This is a genomic window from Acinetobacter sp. ANC_7634 (genome assembly GCF_056779875.1).
Genome location: NZ_JBWYIT010000003.1, coordinates 196920 through 218202, shown reverse-complemented (window position 1 = coordinate 218202; position 21283 = coordinate 196920). Strand labels below are relative to the sequence as shown.

Sequence of the window (21283 nt, the reverse complement as noted above, 5' to 3'; positions counted from 1 at the left end):
CAAATTAAAGCAGATTGACATAACAATGAAATTGAATTTAACCAATAGACCTTGAATGTATGATTATCCACTTTTGGGAAGCTAGATTTCTGCAATTTGTAAAAGCATTACAACAGCATCCGCACCGCTATCTTAGTTTTGAATCCGTTGCCGATTTTTATCAATGTCAGTGGTTAAAAACGCTTCCTCCTCATACTGAATATTTTTGTACTGGATTAGACGATGGTGCAGAGCAGTTTGATATTTTGATTCAATATTTGCATCATCGAGTCAGTATTCACATTGCACAAGAAATTAAAGTTATTTATCGAGAACTCGATCTCTAAGAGTTAGGAGTGTACTTAGCAATTTTTAGCTGAGTCAAATTAAAATGCTTGAGCGTATCGCTAGCTGGATTTAAGCAAAAAAAGCTTTAAAAAAAAATAGAATAAATGGTAAAAAAAACCTTGATAAATCCTAATCTTAAGGTTAGATTGTGATAATAAGTGCAATTATAATAAAAAATATGTGATTTTATTCACTATATTTTGTAGGGGTGAAATAGATTTAATGATTACAGAGTTAAATGAAAATATAGTTTATTTTGATGAGCTGTTTCAATTGAGTTAGTTCATTATGTTAAGACTATTCAATCGAATTTTTCGCCCCTATACACTTCATTCATTTATGAATCAAAGTGTGTTGATGAATTGGAGTACCTTAAATAAATGTATTCTGGTCATGGTATTGGGCGGACTTGCACATATCACCTGGATTGCATGGTATTTATTTTCATTTCATCATCCTGCATTACATCATTGGCTCAATCCTGATTATTATTATTTTCACCTATCACGGATGTTGCTGTGCTGTGTATTACAGTTCTTACTGATTATTCCTTGTGTCATATGGCGTCATAAAGAATGGGTGAGACAATATTTACCTTACTTTATTATTTTGGTATTTTCCGTAAGCTTTATTTATGGTGGCTATTCGGTTGGTATCAGTAGTCCTGCTACCGTTGCGGGATTTATCAGTATTTTAACAGTTGGTCTGGTTTTATTTGAACGCAAGATTGTATATCTGCTTTTTTTACCAGTCACTGTATATATGCTCATTGCAATTGTCAGTAGTGCATTGGGTTATATGACCTACGCACCGGTCTTTAGTGATCAGCTCAATTATTCAGTCATGGTATTTAATGAATTCTGGGTTTATTCACAACTTTATTTTTACGTGCCTATTTTTTTTGCGACTTTTGTATTGTTTGAGATTTTGTTGACACAATGGAGAAATCGAGAAAAACAAATTAATTTAATGAGTCAAATGGACCCGCTTACGGGGATTTATAACCGTCGAAAAATAGGTTTAGAACTCAATGAAATTCAATTACAAGAACGAAAATTTGCTCTCATTCTGTTAGATCTTGATCATTTTAAGAGTATTAATGATAACTATGGTCATGATATCGGAGACAACGTCTTAAAGCGTGTTGCCAATGTACTACGTCAAAATATACGTGATACAGATATTGTCGGGCGATTTGGTGGTGAAGAGTTTGTGATGCTGTTGCAGAATAAAAACCTCAGAGCTGCGATGGAGGTCGCAGAGCGGTGTCGCAAAGAAATTGAAAATGAGCTCTTTTATATCGATGAACGTACGACGATCAGAGTGACAGCAAGCTTTGGTATAGCCATTTCTGAATTTAATTTAAATAAAGAAGCGGTGATTCGTCATGCAGATCAAGCATTATATCTAGCAAAAAAACGTGGTCGTAATCAGGTTAGACACTACTACGAACTTCAGGATGCTGATGTCATACAAAAAAGTGAAAATTGAGCCGTAAAATTATCAGGTCACAAATTCGTCATTTAAATCAGTTTTACTTCATCTTGAAATGCTTTAAGATTGGTTGACTATTAATCAAATATTTGATTTAAAATTTAAAAAATTATGAAGATCAAATTCTTATCATAATTGAGATGAACGTATTATGACGATACTACCCGTTGCTCAAAAAGGTGAAGTGATCCTTGAATTGGTTGCATCGCCGGTAAGTGAACTTGAGTTTAGTAGTAGCTGGTTAACGCATCTGGTTGAAGCAATGAATTTTACGATGCAACAGCGCAATGGTGTCGGTATTGCTGCACCACAAGTTTATGTCTCTAAAAGGATTATTATCGTCGCTTCAAAACCAAATATACGGTATCCCGATGCGCCTGAGATGGAGCCTATTTACATGATTAATCCTGAAATATTGGAGCGTTCTGATCATGTTGTTTTAGGAGAAGAGGGATGTTTAAGTGTAGAGAATCGACGTGCGGAAGTAGCTCGAGCTTCATCAATCCGTGTCCGTTATCGTAATATGCAAGGACAGGAAATTACTGAGACTTTTTCAGGATTCTCTGCACGAATTATTCAACACGAAATTGACCATCTTGATGGGATCTTGTTTCTAGAGCGAGTTCACGCTGCTTAAAAAGACAATATAAAAGATAAAAGGACAGAATGAAGTTAATCAGGAAGATTCAACATATGATTAAGCGATTGTATCGTATGGCCAATACGTACATCCTTGATCCTCAAAATATGCTGATCAATTGGAGTGATTTTAAAAAGGGACGGCTTATCCTCTTTTTTGGAATTCTAAGCCAACTTGAGGTCGCTCGCTGGTTAATTGTGGCTTTTTATACCCCTGAAAAAGCACAGTGGTTAAATCCTGACTATTTTGAATTACGTGTTACCCAATTGTTGGTGACCTCCGTGATTTATCTCGTCCTGTTTTGGAGTTGTTTCAAGTTTCAGCATATCGCTAAGTTTCAAACCTTCATTGCTTACTTTGCCCCTAGTTTCTTTGGAATGACCATGATTTATTCAGGGTATTCGATTGGAATTTATAGTCCTGCAACAATGGCAGGGTTCATTAGTATTGTATTGGTCGGGTTGGTATTTTATAGCCGTAAAATTATTTATGGGATTGCAATTCCAATTACGATATACACGTTATTAACGTGTTACTTGACGCATATCGATCGAATTCGTTATGCACCTATGTTTAGTGATGAGTTGAATAAAAGTATCGTTTACCAAAATGATTTTTGGGTCATGAGCATGGTACAGCTCTACGTGCCCATTTTACTTATGAGTGTTTTATTCTTTGAGATTTTACTCACCCAATGGCGCAGTCGTGAAAAACAATTCGAAACCAGCAGTAAATTTGATGCACTAACGAACGTTTATAACCGTCGTCAAATCAATGAAGTGTTATCACATTTTCAGCAGGATCGTGCTGATTATGCTGTGATCTTATTGGATTTGGATCATTTTAAACAAATTAATGATCAATATGGTCATGCAGCAGGAGATGAAGTCCTGAAACAGGTGGCGACGCGTTTGGAATATCATGTTCGTATTGGTGATACGGTTGGACGTTATGGCGGTGAAGAATTTATATTAATTCTGGACAATCTCAGTCGTGATCAAGCGGTTGATATCGCAGAACGTTGCCGTAACGCGATTGCACAGCAGCCAATTGTGCTGGATGATGGAACCTCGTTAAATGTGACGGCAAGCTTTGGTATTGCACTATCCCATGAGTTATCTGATCAAGATGTCATTACGCATTGTGCAGATCACGCTTTATATATTGCCAAAGAAAGCGGACGAAATCAGGTACAGTTATATCAGTCAGCTTAATTCAATGATTAAATTTCGGTTTTGGTACTACTAACTATAGAGAAACATACGTTTAGGTTTTTTTATAGCAATGCTTTTGTTTTGGTCAGTGATCATCAAATTCATACCATAAATTGATCTGAACGATAAAGCAGTCTTTTTAATGCTTAAAGCGCATTGACATGATCGCTGAATACATCCAAATTTTAATAAAAATAAATATGAATATTCGATAATACAATTAGATGATGACTCGAGAGAATGAAGTACAACAACAGCGCAGTTTATTGCAAGCTATCAAATATGTCTTGTTAGAATCTGATCGTTCTATTATTAACTGGTCCAACTTTAATAAAGGGATTCTGTTACTTATATTTGGGCTGTTGATGCTCATCGGTCATTGGTTGTGGTACTACCTAACTTTCCATTCAGAATATCAAATTTGGTTAGATCCAGAATATTATCCTCATCGGACATTGACCACATGTTTACAAGTGATTTTGACCATGTGTTTTCTGATAATCGCTTTAATGCTTCGTAAAAATGCTACTGCTCGCCGAATCTTGGGCTATTTAATCCCCTTATTTTATGGATTGATTGTCATTTTTTCAGGATACACTGTTGGGATTTATAGTCCTGCGGTGATGGCGGGAACGGTCAATATTGTATTAATTGGTTTTGTGTTATATGAACAGCGCATCATCTATAGCGTCTCTTTTATTATTGCTTGTATTATCTTGTGGTTGGCAGTACTGACGGCCAATGGTCAACTGACTTATGCACCATTATTTAGTGATGCACTGAATCAATCTAATTTGTATGCCAATCCTTTTTGGCTGAAAAGTATGGCGGTACTATATTTACCCATACTGTTGTGCTCAGCAGTTTTTTTTGAGTTGATCTTGTCGCAGTGGAGACGACGTGAGCGTAAGATTGAAATACTAAGTCAGAAAGATGCGTTAACCAACCTTTATAACCGTCGTTACATCAATCAGTTTACTAGTAAGTTAATTCAACAAAATCGCAGCTTTGCTTTCATCATCTTAGATCTCGATTTCTTCAAGCAGATTAATGACAATTATGGTCATGATGTTGGTGATCTTGTACTTAAACGTATTGCTCTCATTTTAAAACAGCAAACACGAGAAGAGGATATAGTGGGACGACTCGGTGGTGAAGAGTTTGTTCTAGTACTTAAAGATGGTGATATCGACGAAGCATTAATCATCGCAGAACGTTGCCGTCAAACGATCGAAAGTGAAAAAATTGAGATTAGCTCAGAGACTTTTATTCAAATGACGGCAAGCTTTGGCGTGGCGATGTCACAAAATTTACCACATCTACACACAGACGAAGTAAAGCAAAGGATTTATAGTGCAGCGGATAGAGCACTATATCTTGCAAAGCAAAATGGTCGTAATCAAGTCAAATGTGACACGATATCGACAGCTGAATTTGAAATTTGAGATCTTATTTTGGGTCTCCATTGATCACCAAGAGAATAAAAATGAAGACACCTGTACCTGATTATCTTGCCCATGTATTGGACCAATGTCAGGCGAATACCGAAGGAGCATTAGCTGACTATATTCCAGAACTGGCAGCTGCCAATCCAAATCGTATCGCTTTAGCACTTTCAACCATTGATGGTACGATTTATTCTTCAGGGGATGATGAAGTTGAGTTCACGATTCAATCAATGTCTAAACCATTTGCTTATGCGTTAGCGATTCAAGAACATGGTTTGGCTCAGGTATCAGAAAAAGTTGGTGTTGAACCTTCGGGGGAAGCATTTAATCAAATCTCATTAGAAAAAGAACGATCGATTCCCAAGAACCCAATGATTAACTCGGGTGCGATTACGACACATTCCTTATTGCCTCATAAAAAGACTGTTTCTCGTGCAGAACATTTACGGCGTTTCCTGAGTGAACTGTGTGGGCGTGAGTTAACCTTTGATGAGCAAGTCTATCAATCTGAGCTCAAAACAGCATTTCGTAATCTTTCGATTGGATATATGTTGCGTACCGTCGGCGTGCTAGAAGAAGACCCAGAACATATTGTTCATGGTTATATTCAACAGTGTGCGATTAAAGTCACGGTGAAAGATTTAGCACGAATGGGCAGTGTATTAGCGAATGGTGGAAAAGACCCTGTTACGGGAAAATGTATTTTAGATCGTCAGGTATGTCGTCAGGTACTTAGTGTCATGATGACGTGTGGTATGTACGATGCAGCTGGTGATTGGTTGACCACCGTTGGTATTCCTGCCAAAAGTGGTGTGGCAGGGGGGATCATTGGTGTCTTGCCAGGTCAGGTTGGAATTGCGGTTTTTTCGCCTAAATTAGACAGCCACGGCAATAGTGTTCGAGGTGTGGAAATCTTTGAACGTCTATCAAGTGATATGGGATTACATTTAATGGAGGGAACCCCTTCAGCACAAACCATTATCCAAAGTCGCCGTGAGTATGATGATGGCATGGTGGTGTATGAGCTACGTGGTGTCTTGCAATTTACAGAGACTGAAATGTTCTTGCGTGAGTTACAGAATGAGCCTGTAGGTAAAAATAAAGTAGTGCTTGATCTTACACATCTGACTTTAATCCATGATGTCGGTGCTCGAATGTTATTTGAAGGTGTGAAACGTCTACAGGATGATGGTCACAAAGTGGTGGTTTTAGATGCGGAATCATTGTTATCGGAACAACAAAGTAAAGGACACAAACGCGTCATTGTCCAACAGCACTTGCATGATTATTTAAAGTGATCAGCAAAGATGATGCACTTTAAGATGCGTGTATAATATTGAAAATTGTATACCGTTTTTTGGGAATGTTATGAAGTCTGAAGTCCAGCAAGGAAAAATTAAAATTTATCATGCCGATAAAGGTTTTGGTTTTATTGGTGGTGCAGGTGAGGATATTTTTTTCCACATTTCTGACTTTCCTGCAGATGAAGGTGAGCCAAAACGCAATGACCGAGTCAAATTTCAGGTTGTTGAAAATCAAGGTAAATTAAAAGCAGTCAAAATTCAACGTGTAGCTGACCAGTCAGCGAAAGCGAAGAAGTCTCGTGTGGCATCACATAATCAGGCGATTACCAGCGCATTATTATCAAGTTTTAAAAAATAAAAAGCAAAAAAAGCCCTGAATCATCAGGGCTTTTTTACATAACTAATCAATCATTTATGTCATGTTTAGATGTTATTTTAGATGATCAGCAATATCGGTAAAAATCACGCCTAAACCATATGCACCTGCATCAGGATAGCCTAAGCTACGATCCCCGACAGTACCTGCACGACCCATACGTGCAACAATCTCTTTGGTCGATTGTGCGCCTTGAACAGCAGCTTGAGCACCTAAGATAAAGTTTTCCTTAAAGCTTTTGTCGGTGTTGTTTGACCATGAATCTGCGCATGGCACTAAAGCATCGATCAACGTTTTATCACCGACAACAGCGCCACGTCCAAATGAACGTTCGCCTGTGGTTTGAATACCTTTTACTGCGGCTTGCAGCATATCGGCAAAATCCGCCACGCTTAACGTGGTTTTACCTTGAATGGCTTTACTTGCGGCACGGAATGCTGAACCCCAGATTGGACCTGATGCACCGCCACAATGTTCCATAATGATCATGGAGCTATTGAGCAAGAATTCATCCATCTGCTGTACTTGGATCAAGCTTTGCCATTCTTTCTTGAGTTGTTTAAAGCCTTTGGCTACGCTCATACCAAAGTCACCATCACCGGCATGCGCATCAAGTTCACAGAATGGCACTTCATTTTTGATGATACATGCTGCCATGACATCGACCACATAGCGCATGTTTTTAATGGTGAATTGCTCATTTTGAATTTCAGCATGTTCTGCTGCAGTTTCAACTTCGCCATTGCCTTGAAGTTGGGTAGCCGTATCTTTTATCGCAAACTCAATGGCTAAAGCAGGTGAACCATCAAGTTTAAAGGCAGGGGTGTTAGCTTCTGCATCTAAGTATGTTTTGAGTTCATCATCCAATTCAAGTAATGAAATGGATGCGCCATTCATGTCGATACTGGTCATGTAGTTGCCGACAAAGTTACGGTAAATTTTGATGCCCTTATGTGCAAGGTGTGCGCATACATCATGGTTAAACAGATACAGTTCTTGCATTGGGGTAGAACCAAAGCCATTGATCAATACTGCAACTTCTTTCATGTCTGGACGATCTAAAAACAGGTCATCGACCATACGTTGTGCCAGTTCTTTTGCTGGCAAGATTTTTTCACGACGGATGCCTGGTTCACCATGAATACCGACGCCGTATTCCATTTCATCATCGGCAAGGGTAAAAGTAGGTGTACCTTTGGCGGGAACAGTACATGAGCTATAGGCAAAACCTAAACTGATGACATTGGCTGCGGCTTTCTGTGCCACCGCTTTAACTTCACTCAGCTCTAAGCCTTTTGATGCGGCAGCCCCTGCAATCTTATGAACAAAGATTGTGCCTGCGACACCACGACGTCCGACGGTATATAAACTATCTTTGACTGCAATATCATCTGCCACTTTGACGTAGTCAACCTTGATGCCATCTTCCATGGCTAAGGCTGCACCGTTCTGGAAATTCATCATATCACCAGAATAGTTTTTGATGATCATCAGCACGCCTTTGTCAGTTGCGACGTGTTGTAGTGCTTTATAGACCTGAATTTGCGAAGGTGATGCAAAGACATCGCCACATACGGCTGCGTCTAACATGCCTTGACCGACAAAGCCCGCATGTGCAGGTTCGTGACCGCTACCACCACCACTGATCAGGGCAACATTGTTATGTTTTTCTTTTCTTGAAATGATTTTGTGTGATTCAGTGAATGCAAGTTCTGGGTGTGCCAAGACAAAGCCTTTGCACATGTCGACAACCAAGTTTTCAGGGTGGTTGATGAGTTTTTTCATGGAAATATCAAACTTTTGGTAATTTCATTAATAAGTATTAATTATTCACTAAAGTTGAAATATTTGCTGATCTAAAAATGTTAAAACGGATGATTTGGGTATGATGGGTTAGAAAAGGGGTAGTTTTTTACCTCTCCCTAACCCTCTCCTTATGGGATGAGAAGCACTGCTTCGCAAGGGGGGAAGGGAATGAGCTACATTGTGGATTTTTACTGCCTGCTGCAAATTTGTTGATTGAGTGTGATGTTAGTCAGCACTTTACAGGTGAAGGCTTAGAAGCAGATCGGATTCGGGATGAAGCTCTCGCTCAGTTGGAGTTGAAAGTTTTAAGGTTTGATAATAGGCAAGTGATGGGGCGAATTGATGATGTGGTAGAAGTGGTTTATCAATATTGTTTGAAAGAGTTTTCAAAAGAATTTCACTAAATCCCTTTTGGAAAAGAGGGACTTTCCGCGAATTTGATTGCCATTGTAGATTAGTGTTGATCCTCCCTTATTAAAGGGTGATTAGTTGGGATCTCTATTTGAAAAAAACTTAAACTAATTTACTAGATTTTTAAGTAAGCTTATAATTTAATTAATATTCTAAGGTTTCTGCCAATTTATGATTATAAACGAATATGAAGATATCAACTTTCTTGTAGGTGTAAATGGTAGCGGGAAAAGTAGATATTTGAATAAAATTGCTAAAAAGTATAAAAACTATAAATACAATGTCTTAGCAATTTCAAATACCGTATTTGATAAAATTGATTCTAAATATTGTAAAAAAATAAGTGCTAATCGTGGAAGATATATGCTTAAAAAGACTTTTCTTGAATCATTGATGAACGATGATAAGTCAGTAGGAGCATTTGACATCATTCATTATCTTGGTTTTAAAAGAGAGGTTAAAATTTTATTTAAGTTTCCTAGAGGTATTGGTAAAAAAAATTTATTTAATCATTTGGTGGATAAGCTTCTAGTCATAAATTCATCTGAAAATAATACAGTTGATATTTATGAAATTGATGATATTTGTAATATTTTTCTTGATCAGATGGATGATCAAGGAGAAGGCAGATTTTGTTTGTCATTAAATGATTTTGATGTAAGAAATAAAACAAAGTATAATTACTTTTTAGACAAGATTTTGAAATTTAAGTCTATAAATAAGATAGTTAATATTGATATTCTTTTGTTAAAGAATAATGATGAGTTTTCTTTGAAAGGAACTAGTTCCGGGGAGGCACATTTTCTATCTAATATGTTATTTTTGCTAAATAACTTGGTTTATCATAAACAAAATATAATTTTAATCGATGAACCAGAAATAAGTTTGCATCCGAAATGGCAACGTGAATATGTTTTAAAAATTTATGATTATTTTTATAAGAATGACATTAAATTATTTATTGCTACGCACTCATCTTTAATAATATCTAAAGTTCAATCATCCAATAAGGAAATTTATCAAGATTTTCTTAAGAAAATTAAATATTGTATTTTCAAAGTAAATAATGAAAAACTTCAATTAATTGAGGAGGATAACGATTATAGTATTGAATCTTTGAATTGGGAAGTTTTTGGAATTTTGACACCAGATAATTCTTTCTTATCTAGATATTGTATAGAACTACTAGATAAATACGATTTAGGAAAAATTAGCCAGAATGAAATTGAAAATAAATTTAATGAACTTAAGGAGGCATGTGATCTTGAAATTCAAAAAAATACACTAAATAAAATCTTTGATGAATTTGTAAGAGGTTGAAAAGTGAACTCTATAGATTTCTCAAATTATCAGTGTATATATCCTAAGTTAACTAAAAAAGGAACGCCGAGGAAATATCAATGTGGATGTAATGATACGCCTTGGGATTGCAAGTCATTTAAAAAGCAAAAAGGGTTAATTAAAAATAGTTTAAAGATTGAATTTGATTTGAGATGTTCTTATTGCTTGAGAAAGTTCTCTGATGATGAGGATATTATTATACATATCGAACATGTTTTACCAAAAGATATATATAAAAAATATACGTTTGAACCCAGAAATTTAGCTTTATCATGCCCAAGATGTAATACGGGATCACAAAAAGGTACTAGAATTGATTTTATTAATACTCCCTTAGTAGCAAATTCTTATGATGAAAATATCGATTTTTCTTTGGATAATTATAAGTTTATTCATCCAAAACTTGAAAAAAATAGTAATTTTTACACACTAGTTGATTTAGATATCGATGGTGAGGTTTTTAGGCGCTATAAAATTATTCATTATCATTCTAAGCTACGATATACATTTAAGTTTTTTAATCTAAAGAAAATAGAAGTTGGTAGTCTCGATAGCTGTATGGGTACGCCAAGACTCCATATAGATCGAATAAAACATAAATATCTCAAAATTCCAGCTCAAATATAAAAAATCCCCTCGAGTGAGGGGATTTTTAGTTCCCTCCTTTATTAAAGGAGGTGAGAAGCATTGCTTCGTAAAGAGGATTCTCGCATCAATTAAACAATCGAATCATCCAAATTCGGCGCTAACCAACGTTTCGCCTCATCTAACGTCCAACCTTTACGCTTCGCATAATCTTCCAACTGATCACCAGAGATTTTACCCACGTTAAAGTATTCAGTTTCAGGGTTTGCATAGTAGAAACCGCTGACTGATGAAGGCGGCCACATTGCAAAGCTACTGGTTAAGTAAGTTCCGATCTTATCGGTCGTACCTAACCAATCAAACAACGGCGCTTTTTCAGAATGTTCAGGACAAGCAGGGTAGCCCGGTGCAGGACGAATACCCACATACTTCTCTTTGATCAACTCTTCATTTGAAAGCTGTTCATCAGCTTGGTAGCCCCAGAACTCTTTACGAATACGCTCATGTAAATGCTCAGCAAAAGCTTCTGCAAAACGGTCGCCCAAGGCTTGAACCATAATTGCGTTATAGTCATCACCTTTCGCTTTGTATTCTTGCGAAAGTTCTTCCGCACCAAAGATCGATACAGTGAAACCACCCAAATAATCTTGCGCCACGTCTTTCGGTGCAACAAAGTCAGCTAGTGAGAAATTCGCTTTGCCTGTCACTTTGTCAGACTGCTGACGAATATGCTCAAAGGTATGCGTCACATTGCCATTTTCATCCGTTACCGCAACAGTATCCGCTGCAACACGATTGGCAGGGTAAAGACTAAAAGTAGCGCGCGCATCGAAACGTTTATTTTCGATGATGTCTTTGAGCATCGCTTGTGCTTGTTCAAACAAATCACGTGCGGCTTCACCCACCACTTCATCTTCAAGGATTTTCGGGTATTTACCCGCCAAACTCCAAGAAATAAAGAATGGTGTCCAGTCGAAGTATTCCACCAAAGTTTCTAAAGGATAGTTGGTGAATGTTTCAGAACCAATAAAGTTTGGTTTTACAGGTGCATGCTTTTCAAAGTCAATTTTGAAACCATTTTCAATCGATTCAGCATAAGAAAGTTTTGCAGCTTTTGGTTGCTTATTCGCTAGACGTGTACGGATTTTTTCATAATCCGCTGCATAGTCAGCTGCCAATTGGGGCTTCATATCAGCAGATAAAAGTTGCGTTGCAACACCGACTGCACGAGAGGCATCAGCAGTGTAGTACACGCCATCATTGTGATATTGCGGCGCAATTTTCACGGCAGTATGCGCTTTCGATGTTGTTGCACCACCAATCATCAATGGAATGTTAAAACCTTTACGTTGCATTTCTTTCGCAACAAAGACCATTTCATCCAAAGATGGTGTGATCAAACCTGATAAACCGATGATATCAACTTTCTCATCAATCGCAGTTTGTAGAATCTTCTCACAAGGTACCATCACGCCAAGGTCAACGATGTCATAACCGTTACAGCCAAGTACCACACCCACGATGTTTTTACCGATGTCGTGTACGTCGCCTTTAACAGTAGCAAGCAAGATTTTACCTTTGGCTTCGCCTTGGGTTTTTTCTGCTTCAATGAACGGATTCAACCAAGCCACGGCTTGTTTCATCACACGTGCAGATTTCACCACTTGTGGTAAGAACATTTTGCCGGCACCGAACAGGTCACCCACCACGTTCATACCTGCCATGAGTGGACCTTCGATCACATCAAGTGGACGCGCTGATTTTAAACGTGCTTCTTCGGTATCTTCATCAATATAAGTCGTAATACCTTTAACTAACGCGTATTCAAGACGTTTTTCTACAGGTTCATTACGCCATTCAAGGTTTTCTTCGGCTTTTTGCGCACCCGCTTGACCACGATATTTTTCCGCAACAGCGAGTAATTTTTCAGTCGCTTCTTGACCGCTTGCGCCTTGGTTACGGTTCAGCACCACATCTTCAACAGCTTCTTTCAGCTCAGCATCGATATCATCATAAATCGCAAGCTGACCTGCGTTGACGATACCCATGGTTAAGCCTTGTTGAATGCCGTGATATAAGAACACCGCATGAATCGCTTCACGAACAGGCTCATTCCCACGGAATGAGAACGATACGTTTGAGATCCCGCCTGACACCATCGCATTTGGCAGGTTTTGTTTAATCCAACCGGTGGCTTCAATGAAGTCCACACCGTAGTTGTTGTGTTCTTCAATACCTGTTGCGACCGCAAACACGTTCGGGTCAAAAATAATATCTTCAGATGGGAAACCCACTTCGTTGACTAAGACATCATAAGAGCGCTTACAGATTTCTTTTTTACGTTCAGCAGTATCCGCCTGACCGTTTTCATCAAACGCCATGACAATCACTGCCGCACCGTATTGACGGCATAGGCGAGCACGTTCTACAAACTCGTCATAACCTTCTTTTAAGGAAATCGAGTTAACAACTGCTTTACCTTGGACGCATTTCAAACCTGCTTCAATGATCTCCCATTTAGAAGAGTCAAGCATGATTGGCACACGTGAAATATCAGGCTCAGACGCGATCAGATTCAGGAAATGTACCATCGCTTCTTGCGAATCCAGCATCCCTTCATCCATGTTGATGTCGATGATTTGCGCACCGGCTTCAACTTGTTGGCGAGCAACATCTAAAGCTTCGGTGAAGTTACCTTCTTTAATTAAACGAAGGAATTTTTTAGAACCTGTCACGTTGGTACGTTCACCGACGTTCACAAATAAAGAATCTTTAGTAATGTTAAATGGTTCTAAACCACTTAAACGACATGCAGGCTCAATTTCAGGAATTTGACGCGGTGCAATACCTTCAACTGCTTGCGCAATCGCACGAATATGATCTGGCGTCGTACCACAACAACCACCCGTAATGTTAATTAAGCCACTTTCAGCAAATTCTTTAATAAATGCTGCAGTTTCTTCAGGAGTTTCATCATAACCACCGAAGGCATTTGGTAAGCCAGCGTTTGGATGCGCTGATACAAAAGTATCCGCAACGTCAGACACGGTTTTGACGTGTGGACGCATCGCATCTGCACCCAGTGCACAGTTAAAGCCAATCGATAAAGGCTCTGCATGGCGCATTGAGTTCCAGAATGCTTCTGCGGTTTGACCTGTGAGTGTACGGCCAGATGCATCGGTAATGGTGCCCGAAATCATAATTGGCAGTTCGTAACCAATTTCTTTAAACACTTCTTTCACTGCAAAGATCGCAGCTTTGGCATTTAGGGTATCGAAGACCGTTTCAATCAAGATGATGTCTGCACCACCTTCAATCAATGCTTTAGTCGCTTCAATGTAGTTAACTTTTAACTCATCAAAGGTGATGTTACGGAATGCCGGATCATTTACATTTGGTGAAATTGAAGTGGTACGTGACGTTGGTCCTAATACGCCCGCGACAAAACGTGGCTTTTCAGGTGTTGAGTATTTTTTACATGCTTCTTTGGCAATTCGAGCTGCTTCACGGTTAATCTCAGGAACCAAATCTTCCATATGGTAGTCAGACATTGAAACACGCGTTCCATTGAACGAGTTGGTTTCAATAATATCTGCACCAGCTTCAAGATAAGCTTCATGAATGCCTTGAATAATCTGTGGCTGAGTTAGAACCAATAAGTCGTTATTACCCTTAAGGTCGTAGGCCCAATCCTCAAAACGTTCACCACGGTAATCAGCTTCTTCCAATTTGTGGCGTTGGATCATGGTACCCATTGCACCATCAATAATCAGGATACGTTTGGCAAGAAGCGCTTTTAAGGTGGCGAGGGTAGACATCAAATGACTCTCACAAAAATCTGCACAAATAATGGTGCAATATTTTAGCAGAGTTACGTCCACTTTTCTGATAAATAAAAATTTATGAACCTATTCCCAAAAAATTAAGGATGAATTTCATCCATCAACTACGATGATCAATCTATCAAAACTGAAACTGTCTATATTTCATCATGTTGTCATAATCTAATGTAATAATAACTGCCGTTGTAACAAATGTGACAGTGATGTCATCTTTATTTCATCTATTTAATTACCGATTGAAATAAAGATTAAAGATGAGGCTTTTGTATTAACTATCTGATTATTATTGTTAAATTTTGAATATTGTTTGTTTTTAAAGTTTAATTTTCTTAAATAAGTGTCGTTTGGATGACTTATATGACAGCTCTTTGTCATATAATTGTAATAATTAAATTGAACAATAGAGGGGATATTTATCCTCTTTCTCTGCTTGCATGAATTCTAATCAAACTCCAGTTTCAGATTCAGCACAATCGTCAACGCCTATGCAGTCGACGAATGTTCACGTGCCAACGCCGAAATTCTTTATGCCAGTGTTCCTTACACTGATTGTTTCAACCTTGATTTACATTGGTTTTCAGTTGGCTGCTGATTTATCTCATGTGCCTGCTTTAAATCTTTATGCTGTGATCATGTTGGCCACGGCATTGTTTATCGCATTGGGTTTCGAGTTCGTTAACGGTTTCCATGACACGGCCAATGCTGTGGCAACAGTTATTTATACCAACGCTTTATCTGCACCTGTCGCTGTAATGTGGGCAGGCTTCTGTAACTTCCTTGGCGTAATGGTCGCAAGTGGTGCAGTTGCCTACGGTATTATCGCGCTATTGCCTGTTGAATTGATTATGAACGTCGGTTCAGGTGCTGGTTTTGCCATGGTCTTTGCCATGTTGATTGCCGCAATCGTATGGAACTTAGGAACTTGGTTCCTCGGTATCCCTGCTTCTAGCTCTCATACACTGATCGGTTCGATTTTAGGTGTGGGCATCATGAACTACATCTTAAACGCAGGTAATGGTGCGTCAGGTGTAGACATGGAACAGGTGATGAAAGTGGGTAAAGCACTTTTATTCTCACCATTAATCGGTTTTGCATTTGCGGCTGTATTGTTCTTATTGGTTAAAAAAATCTTTAAGAAACAAGTGGAATTATTCCAACCACCAGAAGGGAATAAACCGCCGCCGCCACTTATTCGTGCCATTTTGATTTTCACGTGTACCGGTGTAAGTTTTGCACACGGCTCAAATGATGGTCAAAAAGGTATGGGTCTGATTATGTTGATTCTGATCGGGATCGTGCCATTGGCTTACTCTTTAAACAAGAGTCTAGATCAACAACATATCCAAACATTTGGTCAGTTATCTGCTCAAACTGCTGATTTGATTTATCCAAATCACCAAGATATTCCAGATGAAAAAGCACGTCAAATTATCACGTCATATATCCAAACCAAAGAAATCACACCTGAAGTTGTGCCAGCTTTGGCAAGCTTGACGGATCATTTAGGTGAAAAAGTAGGAAGCTACACATCCATTAAAGATGTTCCTGAAGATCAAGTGGCTGAATTCCGTAATGATATGTACCTCAGCACGACTGCATTCAAGCGTTTAGATAAAGCAGAAGCTTTACCTGCCATGACTGAAGCGCAAGAAAAAACAGTGGACAACTACCGTGATAACTTAGATTCATTCCTTCAATACATTCCAACATGGGTGAAAGTTGCGACTGCATTGGCATTAGGTCTAGGGACGATGGTAGGCTGGAAACGTATTGTTGTTACCGTTGGTGAACGTATTGGTAAACAACACATGACTTATGGTCAGGGGATGTCTGCAGAGTTAGTTGCAATGTCAACGATTGCTGCTGCTGATGGCTTTGGTATGCCAGTGTCAACAACACACGTTTTAAACTCTGCTGTAGCAGGTACGATGGTTGCGAATAAGTCGGGCTTAAACTTCCAAATGGTTCGCACAATCTTATCAGCGTGGATTTTCACACTGCCAGCAACAATCTGTTTGTCAGGTGGTTTATTCTGGTTGTTCCTTCAGTTCACCTGATTGAATTCAATACTTAAAGACTAAAAAAGCGCTGAACAATCAGCGCTTTTTTTATGATCAATTGTTTATGACACTTATTTTTGGAATTTAGACCAAAGTTTTTTCAAGGGGAGTTTTTCCTCAGCAAAACCATATAATGCGGCAAATGGTAGGGCGGTGCGTGCGAGATATGCTACACGCCATAATCCACCATGATTAGCACCATGCATGATTAAGTCTAATGGATGATTGAGGGCGATGTCAGGATTGGCAACCGACTGTGGGTTTCTCAAATCATGAATCCACAACGCAGCCATAATCGCATTGGTCGTCGCGGGTTCAAATGCTTCAACATCAAACAAATTGGCACCATTGAAAGCAGCTTTTAATAATGGGTTTTTGGTTACCGAATGTGTAGTGGTCGATGGAGCAATATTAATGCTGACACGTTGACCTTGTGACCGTGCTAACGTAGCGCGCCATTGTTGAATCCTTTTCGCCAACGCATAATTTGGACCTTGTTCAACCACAAGACAGTCGCAGATCCCATACTGTTTATCATGACATTGGAATAAGCGTTCTTCGTTTTGTTTGAAAAAATAATCACGAGAGACAGTCGAAATACTCTTGGACAGAATATTTTCAAGTTTAGAGCGTGATTTAAACTTATCTAATCCACCTTGAATCACTTCCTGTGGTACAGCGTAGACGTCAGTGGGCGTACACATATACATTAAACTGGTATTGGATTTTTGTTGGCTGACATGTTGCATAATGGCGTCCATCGCCATAGAAACACGAACGTGCTTTTCGCCATCTAAATACGCAATTGCGGCAAGATCTAAGTCTTGATCAAACTGGGTGAGCCAATGTGCAATCTCAGGGGTATCTGTTAATAAGTTAACGCCTAAACGCTCTGCAGCTTCACGTATAGATGCAGATGAATCTATTGATTCGACACTTGGAGCGTATAAGGTCGCATTGCCTTGCAGAACAGTATTCAAAATCTTTGTCCATACTCGTTCATGATTCAAATCAAGCGCCACGATATTGGCTTTCCATTTCGCCAGCCAAGGTAAAGGTCCTGCTTCAGAAGCTGCACCAAACAGCACCATTGTTCGATCCGAAAGGTCAAACCACTCTGGATGCTGCACACACGCTTGTAGTGCCTGAGCATGTGATGCTTCTATAATACCTCGGTCTAACCAAAGTTGAATTTGGTCGAGTAGGGCTTGACCTTCTAAATTTTTACCCTGATAAGGTACAAACCATTGCGGCTCAGCATTAGAGTTTCCTTGAAGTGTGTAGGTATTTAAATCTTTTGATTTAAGATTCATCACTTCATTCAATGCATGTGTATGTTGATCACGTTGAAAACTAAACTCTTCATAAGCTTGTTGAAGTCCATCTTGAGCGATGCGCAGCGCAGCTTCAGGTGATGAGAGTCCACATTCTACCAACCGTTTAAAATGAATCGGATAGGATTTTCGCCAATTCTTTTCATTGATAACTGCATCAGCGTATTCTGGCTGAATCTGTTGTAATGCCGCACTGACGATGCGTTGGCCTGATTTTGAACTGCTGGGTTTAGAGGACGTGTTAGAGGAAAATTGTAAACCATCAGGTTGATTAGACATGCAAAAAATCTCAAAAAAAAATGAATAAATTCGCGGATGCCTACATTATCCTGACAAAATTAATGATCTAGGTGGCATTAATTACCAGATATTGATTGAATTATTACGAGATATTTCTAAAAAAAGGAAGCCGAAGACTTCCTTTATAAACAAAATCAATTATTTAGTATTTTTTATACCATTGATCAATTCTTCTAACATAAATGCAGTGTTATCTAAGCCAGCGCCCGTTAAATACCAGGCATCGGCATCAACAAAGATGACACGATTCTCTTTGACTGCTTGACTATTCTTGAGTAATGGATGTGATTGAATATGTTGTTTCGCAGCATAGTTTTGCGTGTTTACACCACCACGGTCTAACACAATGATGAAATCAGGATTTTGTTTTATTGCTTGTACTAGACACTCTAAATTGCGTTGCGCGGCAGCAAGAGCTTCTGGTGAGTTTGGAGCAGGTCGAGCACTTGATGCTTGAGGTGCTGCAGGCGGCACCACTGACTTTAAGCCAGAAATATCATAGGTAAATCCAAATCTTTCATTCTTTGCATGCGGTATAAAATTATTACCCATGGCAAAAAGCATCAGGCCGGATTTGCCTTTAGTGAGTTGTTTAAGTTGTGCTTGAAGGGCATAGACATGATCTAATTTAGATTGTGCGAGTTGTTCCTTATTAAACATTTTTGCTAAAAAAAGTGTGCGATTTTTCAGGTCTTGATTGAAGTTTTGAGTATCAGGCCAGAGGTTGATTGCAGGTGCAATTTTTTTGACCTCATTTAATTTTGCAGCAGAACGCCCGCCGACAATGATGAGATCTGGCTTTTGTTCTTTTAATAAGGTTTGGTTGGGTTCAAATAAAGATCCAGCTTTTACATATTGTTTGTCATTAAATTTTTTCAAAGCACCAACAAAAGTAGTTTCGGGTACGATTGATGCTTGAATACCTAAAGCATTCAGTGTATCCAACGCGGATAGTTCGTAAACAGCCAGCTTCTGTGGCGTATTTTGAAGTTGAATAGTTTGATCTTGATAAGTGAATTGAACAGGTTGAGCATATGAAACAAAGGCGCTGAATGAAAGAATGAGTGCCAATGGAAGTTTAATGTAAGTCATATCAATACCTCGAGGTTTGATAAAAGCTTAACATGAATATATAAATGATAATCATTATCATTGTTGAATTTGTGTTTTTGATTTATTTACCAGCATCAACTTTGAATTTAAGGGTATTTGTGCGGAGTGTTTTAAGCCCCCGCAATGATCAAAGAATTAGAGCGGTAGTTGAAGCAACTTGCTGAAGAAATGTGGAATAATTTGAGGTTCAATCAATATCGTAACCACGACACCGTAGGCTGCACCCCATAAATGTGCACTGTGGTTGATGTTACTGTTTCCACGTTTACCTGACCAAATACTATAAGCAACATAAAGCACGGCAAAAATAATGGCTGGAACTGGAATAAAGAAGACAAATATCAGTTTCCATGGTTGAAATAAAATATAAGCAAACAAGACTGCTGATACTGCTCCAGAGGCACCTAGACTTGCCCAGCGGTGATCATTTTTATGTTTTAAATAGCTTGGAATAATTGCCGCGATTAAACCGCCTAAATAGAACAGAACAAATCCGAGTTCATATAAGTATTGTCGATAAAAACTCTCAATTACACTTCCAAAGAAAAAGAGTGTGATCATATTGAACAGTAGATGTGTTCCATCTGCATGTATAAAACCATGCGTGATAAATCGATCGTATTGACCTTTCTGCATGGCTGGAGGCCAAAAAATCAAACGATTCATAATATTTTGATTGGAAAATGCAACCAGTGAAATGGCAACCGTAATTAAAACGATGGTGACAGTATGATTAAAAGGTAAATCAAGCATATGGATAAGATTGAATAAATTGCTTTAATTCTATTCATCATGCCATTTTTTTAAATTTAATTGTTATTAATATAATAATTCTGACAAATTTAGTTGAATTTTAAATATTATCCCCGATCTTCAGTTAAAATAGAGTCTTCAGCTTGAGGAAAAATTGTTATGTCGACTGAGAACACCAGCACTGCAGTTGCTGAAGAAATTCCAAATTTATTAATTACACCAACTGCGCAAGAGTATTTGTTTGAACTTTTAGAGAAGCAAAATACTCCTGGTATCGCGGTACGTGTTTTCGTAGAACATCCGGGTACACCACGTGCTGAATGCTGCATGGCGTATAGTGCACCAGATGAAGTCGTTCCAACCGACTATAAACAAGAATATCCAAAATTTGCTGCATATATTGATACACCATCAATCCCATACTTATTGGATGCAGTGATTGATTACAACAAAGATCGCTTTGGTGGTCAGTTGACTTTCCGTGCACCTAACTCGAAAGTGCCACGTGTAGGTCCAGATGCATCGATTGAAGAACGTATAACCTATGTATTACAGTCAGAAATTAACCCTGGTTTAGCAGGGCATGGTGGAAACTGTGCATTGGTTGAAGTGGTTGAAGATGCTGAGCATGGTTTAACAGCGGTCTTGAAATTTGGTGGTGGCTGTCAAGGGTGTTCAGCAATTGATGTGACACTTAAACAAGGTGTTGAAGTTACGCTAAAACAGCATATCCCAGAGTTACAACGTGTTGTGGACCAGACAGACCACAGCCAATCAGAAGGCGCTTATATGAAATAAGTTGCCTTTAAATTTACAAAAGTTGATTTGAAAAGCTCCCATTAAAAGGGGGCTTTTTTTATGAAAACTGAACAAAATGAGTAATATCAATAAAATTGAAATGTAAAAACAAAACTATAAATGAGAATGGTTATCAT

General features: G+C 38.5%; 16 protein-coding genes and 1 pseudogene. 12 read left to right on the top strand and 5 right to left on the bottom strand.

Annotation, left to right across the window (positions count from 1 at the left end; translation table 11 throughout):
• Positions 1-59: 59 nt before the first annotated feature.
• The 7 genes from AC1M9A_RS06020 to AC1M9A_RS05990 all read left to right on the top strand — a co-directional run bounded on the left by AC1M9A_RS06020 (position 60) and on the right by AC1M9A_RS05990 (position 6785).
• Positions 60-326 (top strand): hypothetical protein, encoded by a 267-nt coding sequence (locus tag AC1M9A_RS06020; protein ID WP_035269101.1) that lies wholly within the window; start codon positions 60-62, stop codon positions 324-326.
• 358 nt (positions 327-684) lie between these two features.
• Entirely contained in the window at positions 685-1818 is a 1134-nt protein-coding gene (locus AC1M9A_RS06015) for a GGDEF domain-containing protein (protein WP_481609846.1), read from the top strand.
• Between the two features lie 151 nt (positions 1819-1969).
• Positions 1970-2458, top strand: a complete 489-nt coding sequence (def, locus tag AC1M9A_RS06010; RefSeq protein ID WP_155756994.1) for a peptide deformylase — start codon at positions 1970-1972, stop codon at positions 2456-2458.
• A gap of 56 nt (positions 2459-2514) precedes the next feature.
• On the top strand, positions 2515-3675 hold the full coding sequence (locus AC1M9A_RS06005; RefSeq protein WP_179997681.1) for a GGDEF domain-containing protein: 1161 nt from the start codon (positions 2515-2517) through the stop codon (positions 3673-3675).
• 224 nt (positions 3676-3899) lie between these two features.
• Entirely contained in the window at positions 3900-5120 is a 1221-nt protein-coding gene (locus tag AC1M9A_RS06000) for a GGDEF domain-containing protein (RefSeq protein ID WP_481609845.1), read from the top strand.
• A 41-nt stretch (positions 5121-5161) separates the two neighbouring features.
• A complete protein-coding gene (locus tag AC1M9A_RS05995) occupies positions 5162-6421 on the top strand; it encodes a glutaminase (RefSeq protein ID WP_481609844.1) in 1260 nt (419 codons plus the stop codon).
• Positions 6422-6491: 70 nt separating this feature from the next.
• Positions 6492-6785 (top strand): cold shock domain-containing protein, encoded by a 294-nt coding sequence (locus AC1M9A_RS05990; protein WP_481586536.1) that lies wholly within the window; start codon positions 6492-6494, stop codon positions 6783-6785.
• Positions 6786-6857: 72 nt separating this feature from the next.
• Here the strand turns inward: AC1M9A_RS05990 and dhaK are convergent, their stop codons facing one another.
• Positions 6858-8588: a dihydroxyacetone kinase subunit DhaK gene (gene dhaK / locus AC1M9A_RS05985; protein ID WP_481609843.1), complete on the bottom strand. Its 1731-nt coding sequence runs from the start codon at positions 8586-8588 to the stop codon at positions 6858-6860.
• A 189-nt stretch (positions 8589-8777) separates the two neighbouring features.
• Between dhaK and AC1M9A_RS05980 the strand changes: the two are divergent.
• The 3 genes and pseudogenes from AC1M9A_RS05980 to AC1M9A_RS05970 all read left to right on the top strand — a co-directional run.
• Positions 8778-9013 (top strand): annotated as a pseudogene (locus tag AC1M9A_RS05980) (endonuclease domain-containing protein); the annotation flags it as partial.
• 178 nt (positions 9014-9191) lie between these two features.
• Entirely contained in the window at positions 9192-10340 is a 1149-nt protein-coding gene (locus AC1M9A_RS05975) for an AAA family ATPase (RefSeq protein WP_481609842.1), read from the top strand.
• A gap of 3 nt (positions 10341-10343) precedes the next feature.
• Positions 10344-10988, top strand: coding sequence for an HNH endonuclease (locus tag AC1M9A_RS05970; protein ID WP_481609841.1), 645 nt, complete (start codon positions 10344-10346; stop codon positions 10986-10988).
• Positions 10989-11077: 89 nt separating this feature from the next.
• Here the strand turns inward: AC1M9A_RS05970 and metH are convergent, their stop codons facing one another.
• Positions 11078-14764, bottom strand: coding sequence for a methionine synthase (gene metH, locus AC1M9A_RS05965; protein WP_481609840.1), 3687 nt, complete (start codon positions 14762-14764; stop codon positions 11078-11080).
• 458 nt (positions 14765-15222) lie between these two features.
• Between metH and AC1M9A_RS05960 the strand changes: the two genes are divergently transcribed.
• Positions 15223-16845, top strand: a complete 1623-nt coding sequence (locus tag AC1M9A_RS05960; RefSeq protein ID WP_180027990.1) for an inorganic phosphate transporter — start codon at positions 15223-15225, stop codon at positions 16843-16845.
• A gap of 74 nt (positions 16846-16919) precedes the next feature.
• On the opposite strand, the gene AC1M9A_RS05955 is transcribed toward AC1M9A_RS05960, so the two are convergent.
• The 3 genes from AC1M9A_RS05955 to AC1M9A_RS05945 all read right to left on the bottom strand — a co-directional run bounded on the left by AC1M9A_RS05955 (position 16920) and on the right by AC1M9A_RS05945 (position 20348).
• Complete coding sequence (locus tag AC1M9A_RS05955; protein ID WP_481609839.1) at positions 16920-18461, bottom strand: hypothetical protein; 1542 nt, start codon at positions 18459-18461, stop codon at positions 16920-16922.
• 159 nt (positions 18462-18620) lie between these two features.
• Positions 18621-19574, bottom strand: a complete 954-nt coding sequence (locus AC1M9A_RS05950) for an ABC transporter substrate-binding protein (RefSeq protein WP_481609838.1) — start codon at positions 19572-19574, stop codon at positions 18621-18623.
• Positions 19575-19730: 156 nt separating this feature from the next.
• Positions 19731-20348: a rhomboid family intramembrane serine protease gene (locus AC1M9A_RS05945; protein ID WP_035269610.1), complete on the bottom strand. Its 618-nt coding sequence runs from the start codon at positions 20346-20348 to the stop codon at positions 19731-19733.
• Between the two features lie 159 nt (positions 20349-20507).
• Between AC1M9A_RS05945 and nfuA the strand changes: the two genes are divergently transcribed.
• A complete protein-coding gene (gene nfuA / locus AC1M9A_RS05940) occupies positions 20508-21146 on the top strand; it encodes a Fe-S biogenesis protein NfuA (RefSeq protein ID WP_035269609.1) in 639 nt (212 codons plus the stop codon).
• The last annotated feature ends 137 nt before the right edge of the window (positions 21147-21283 follow it).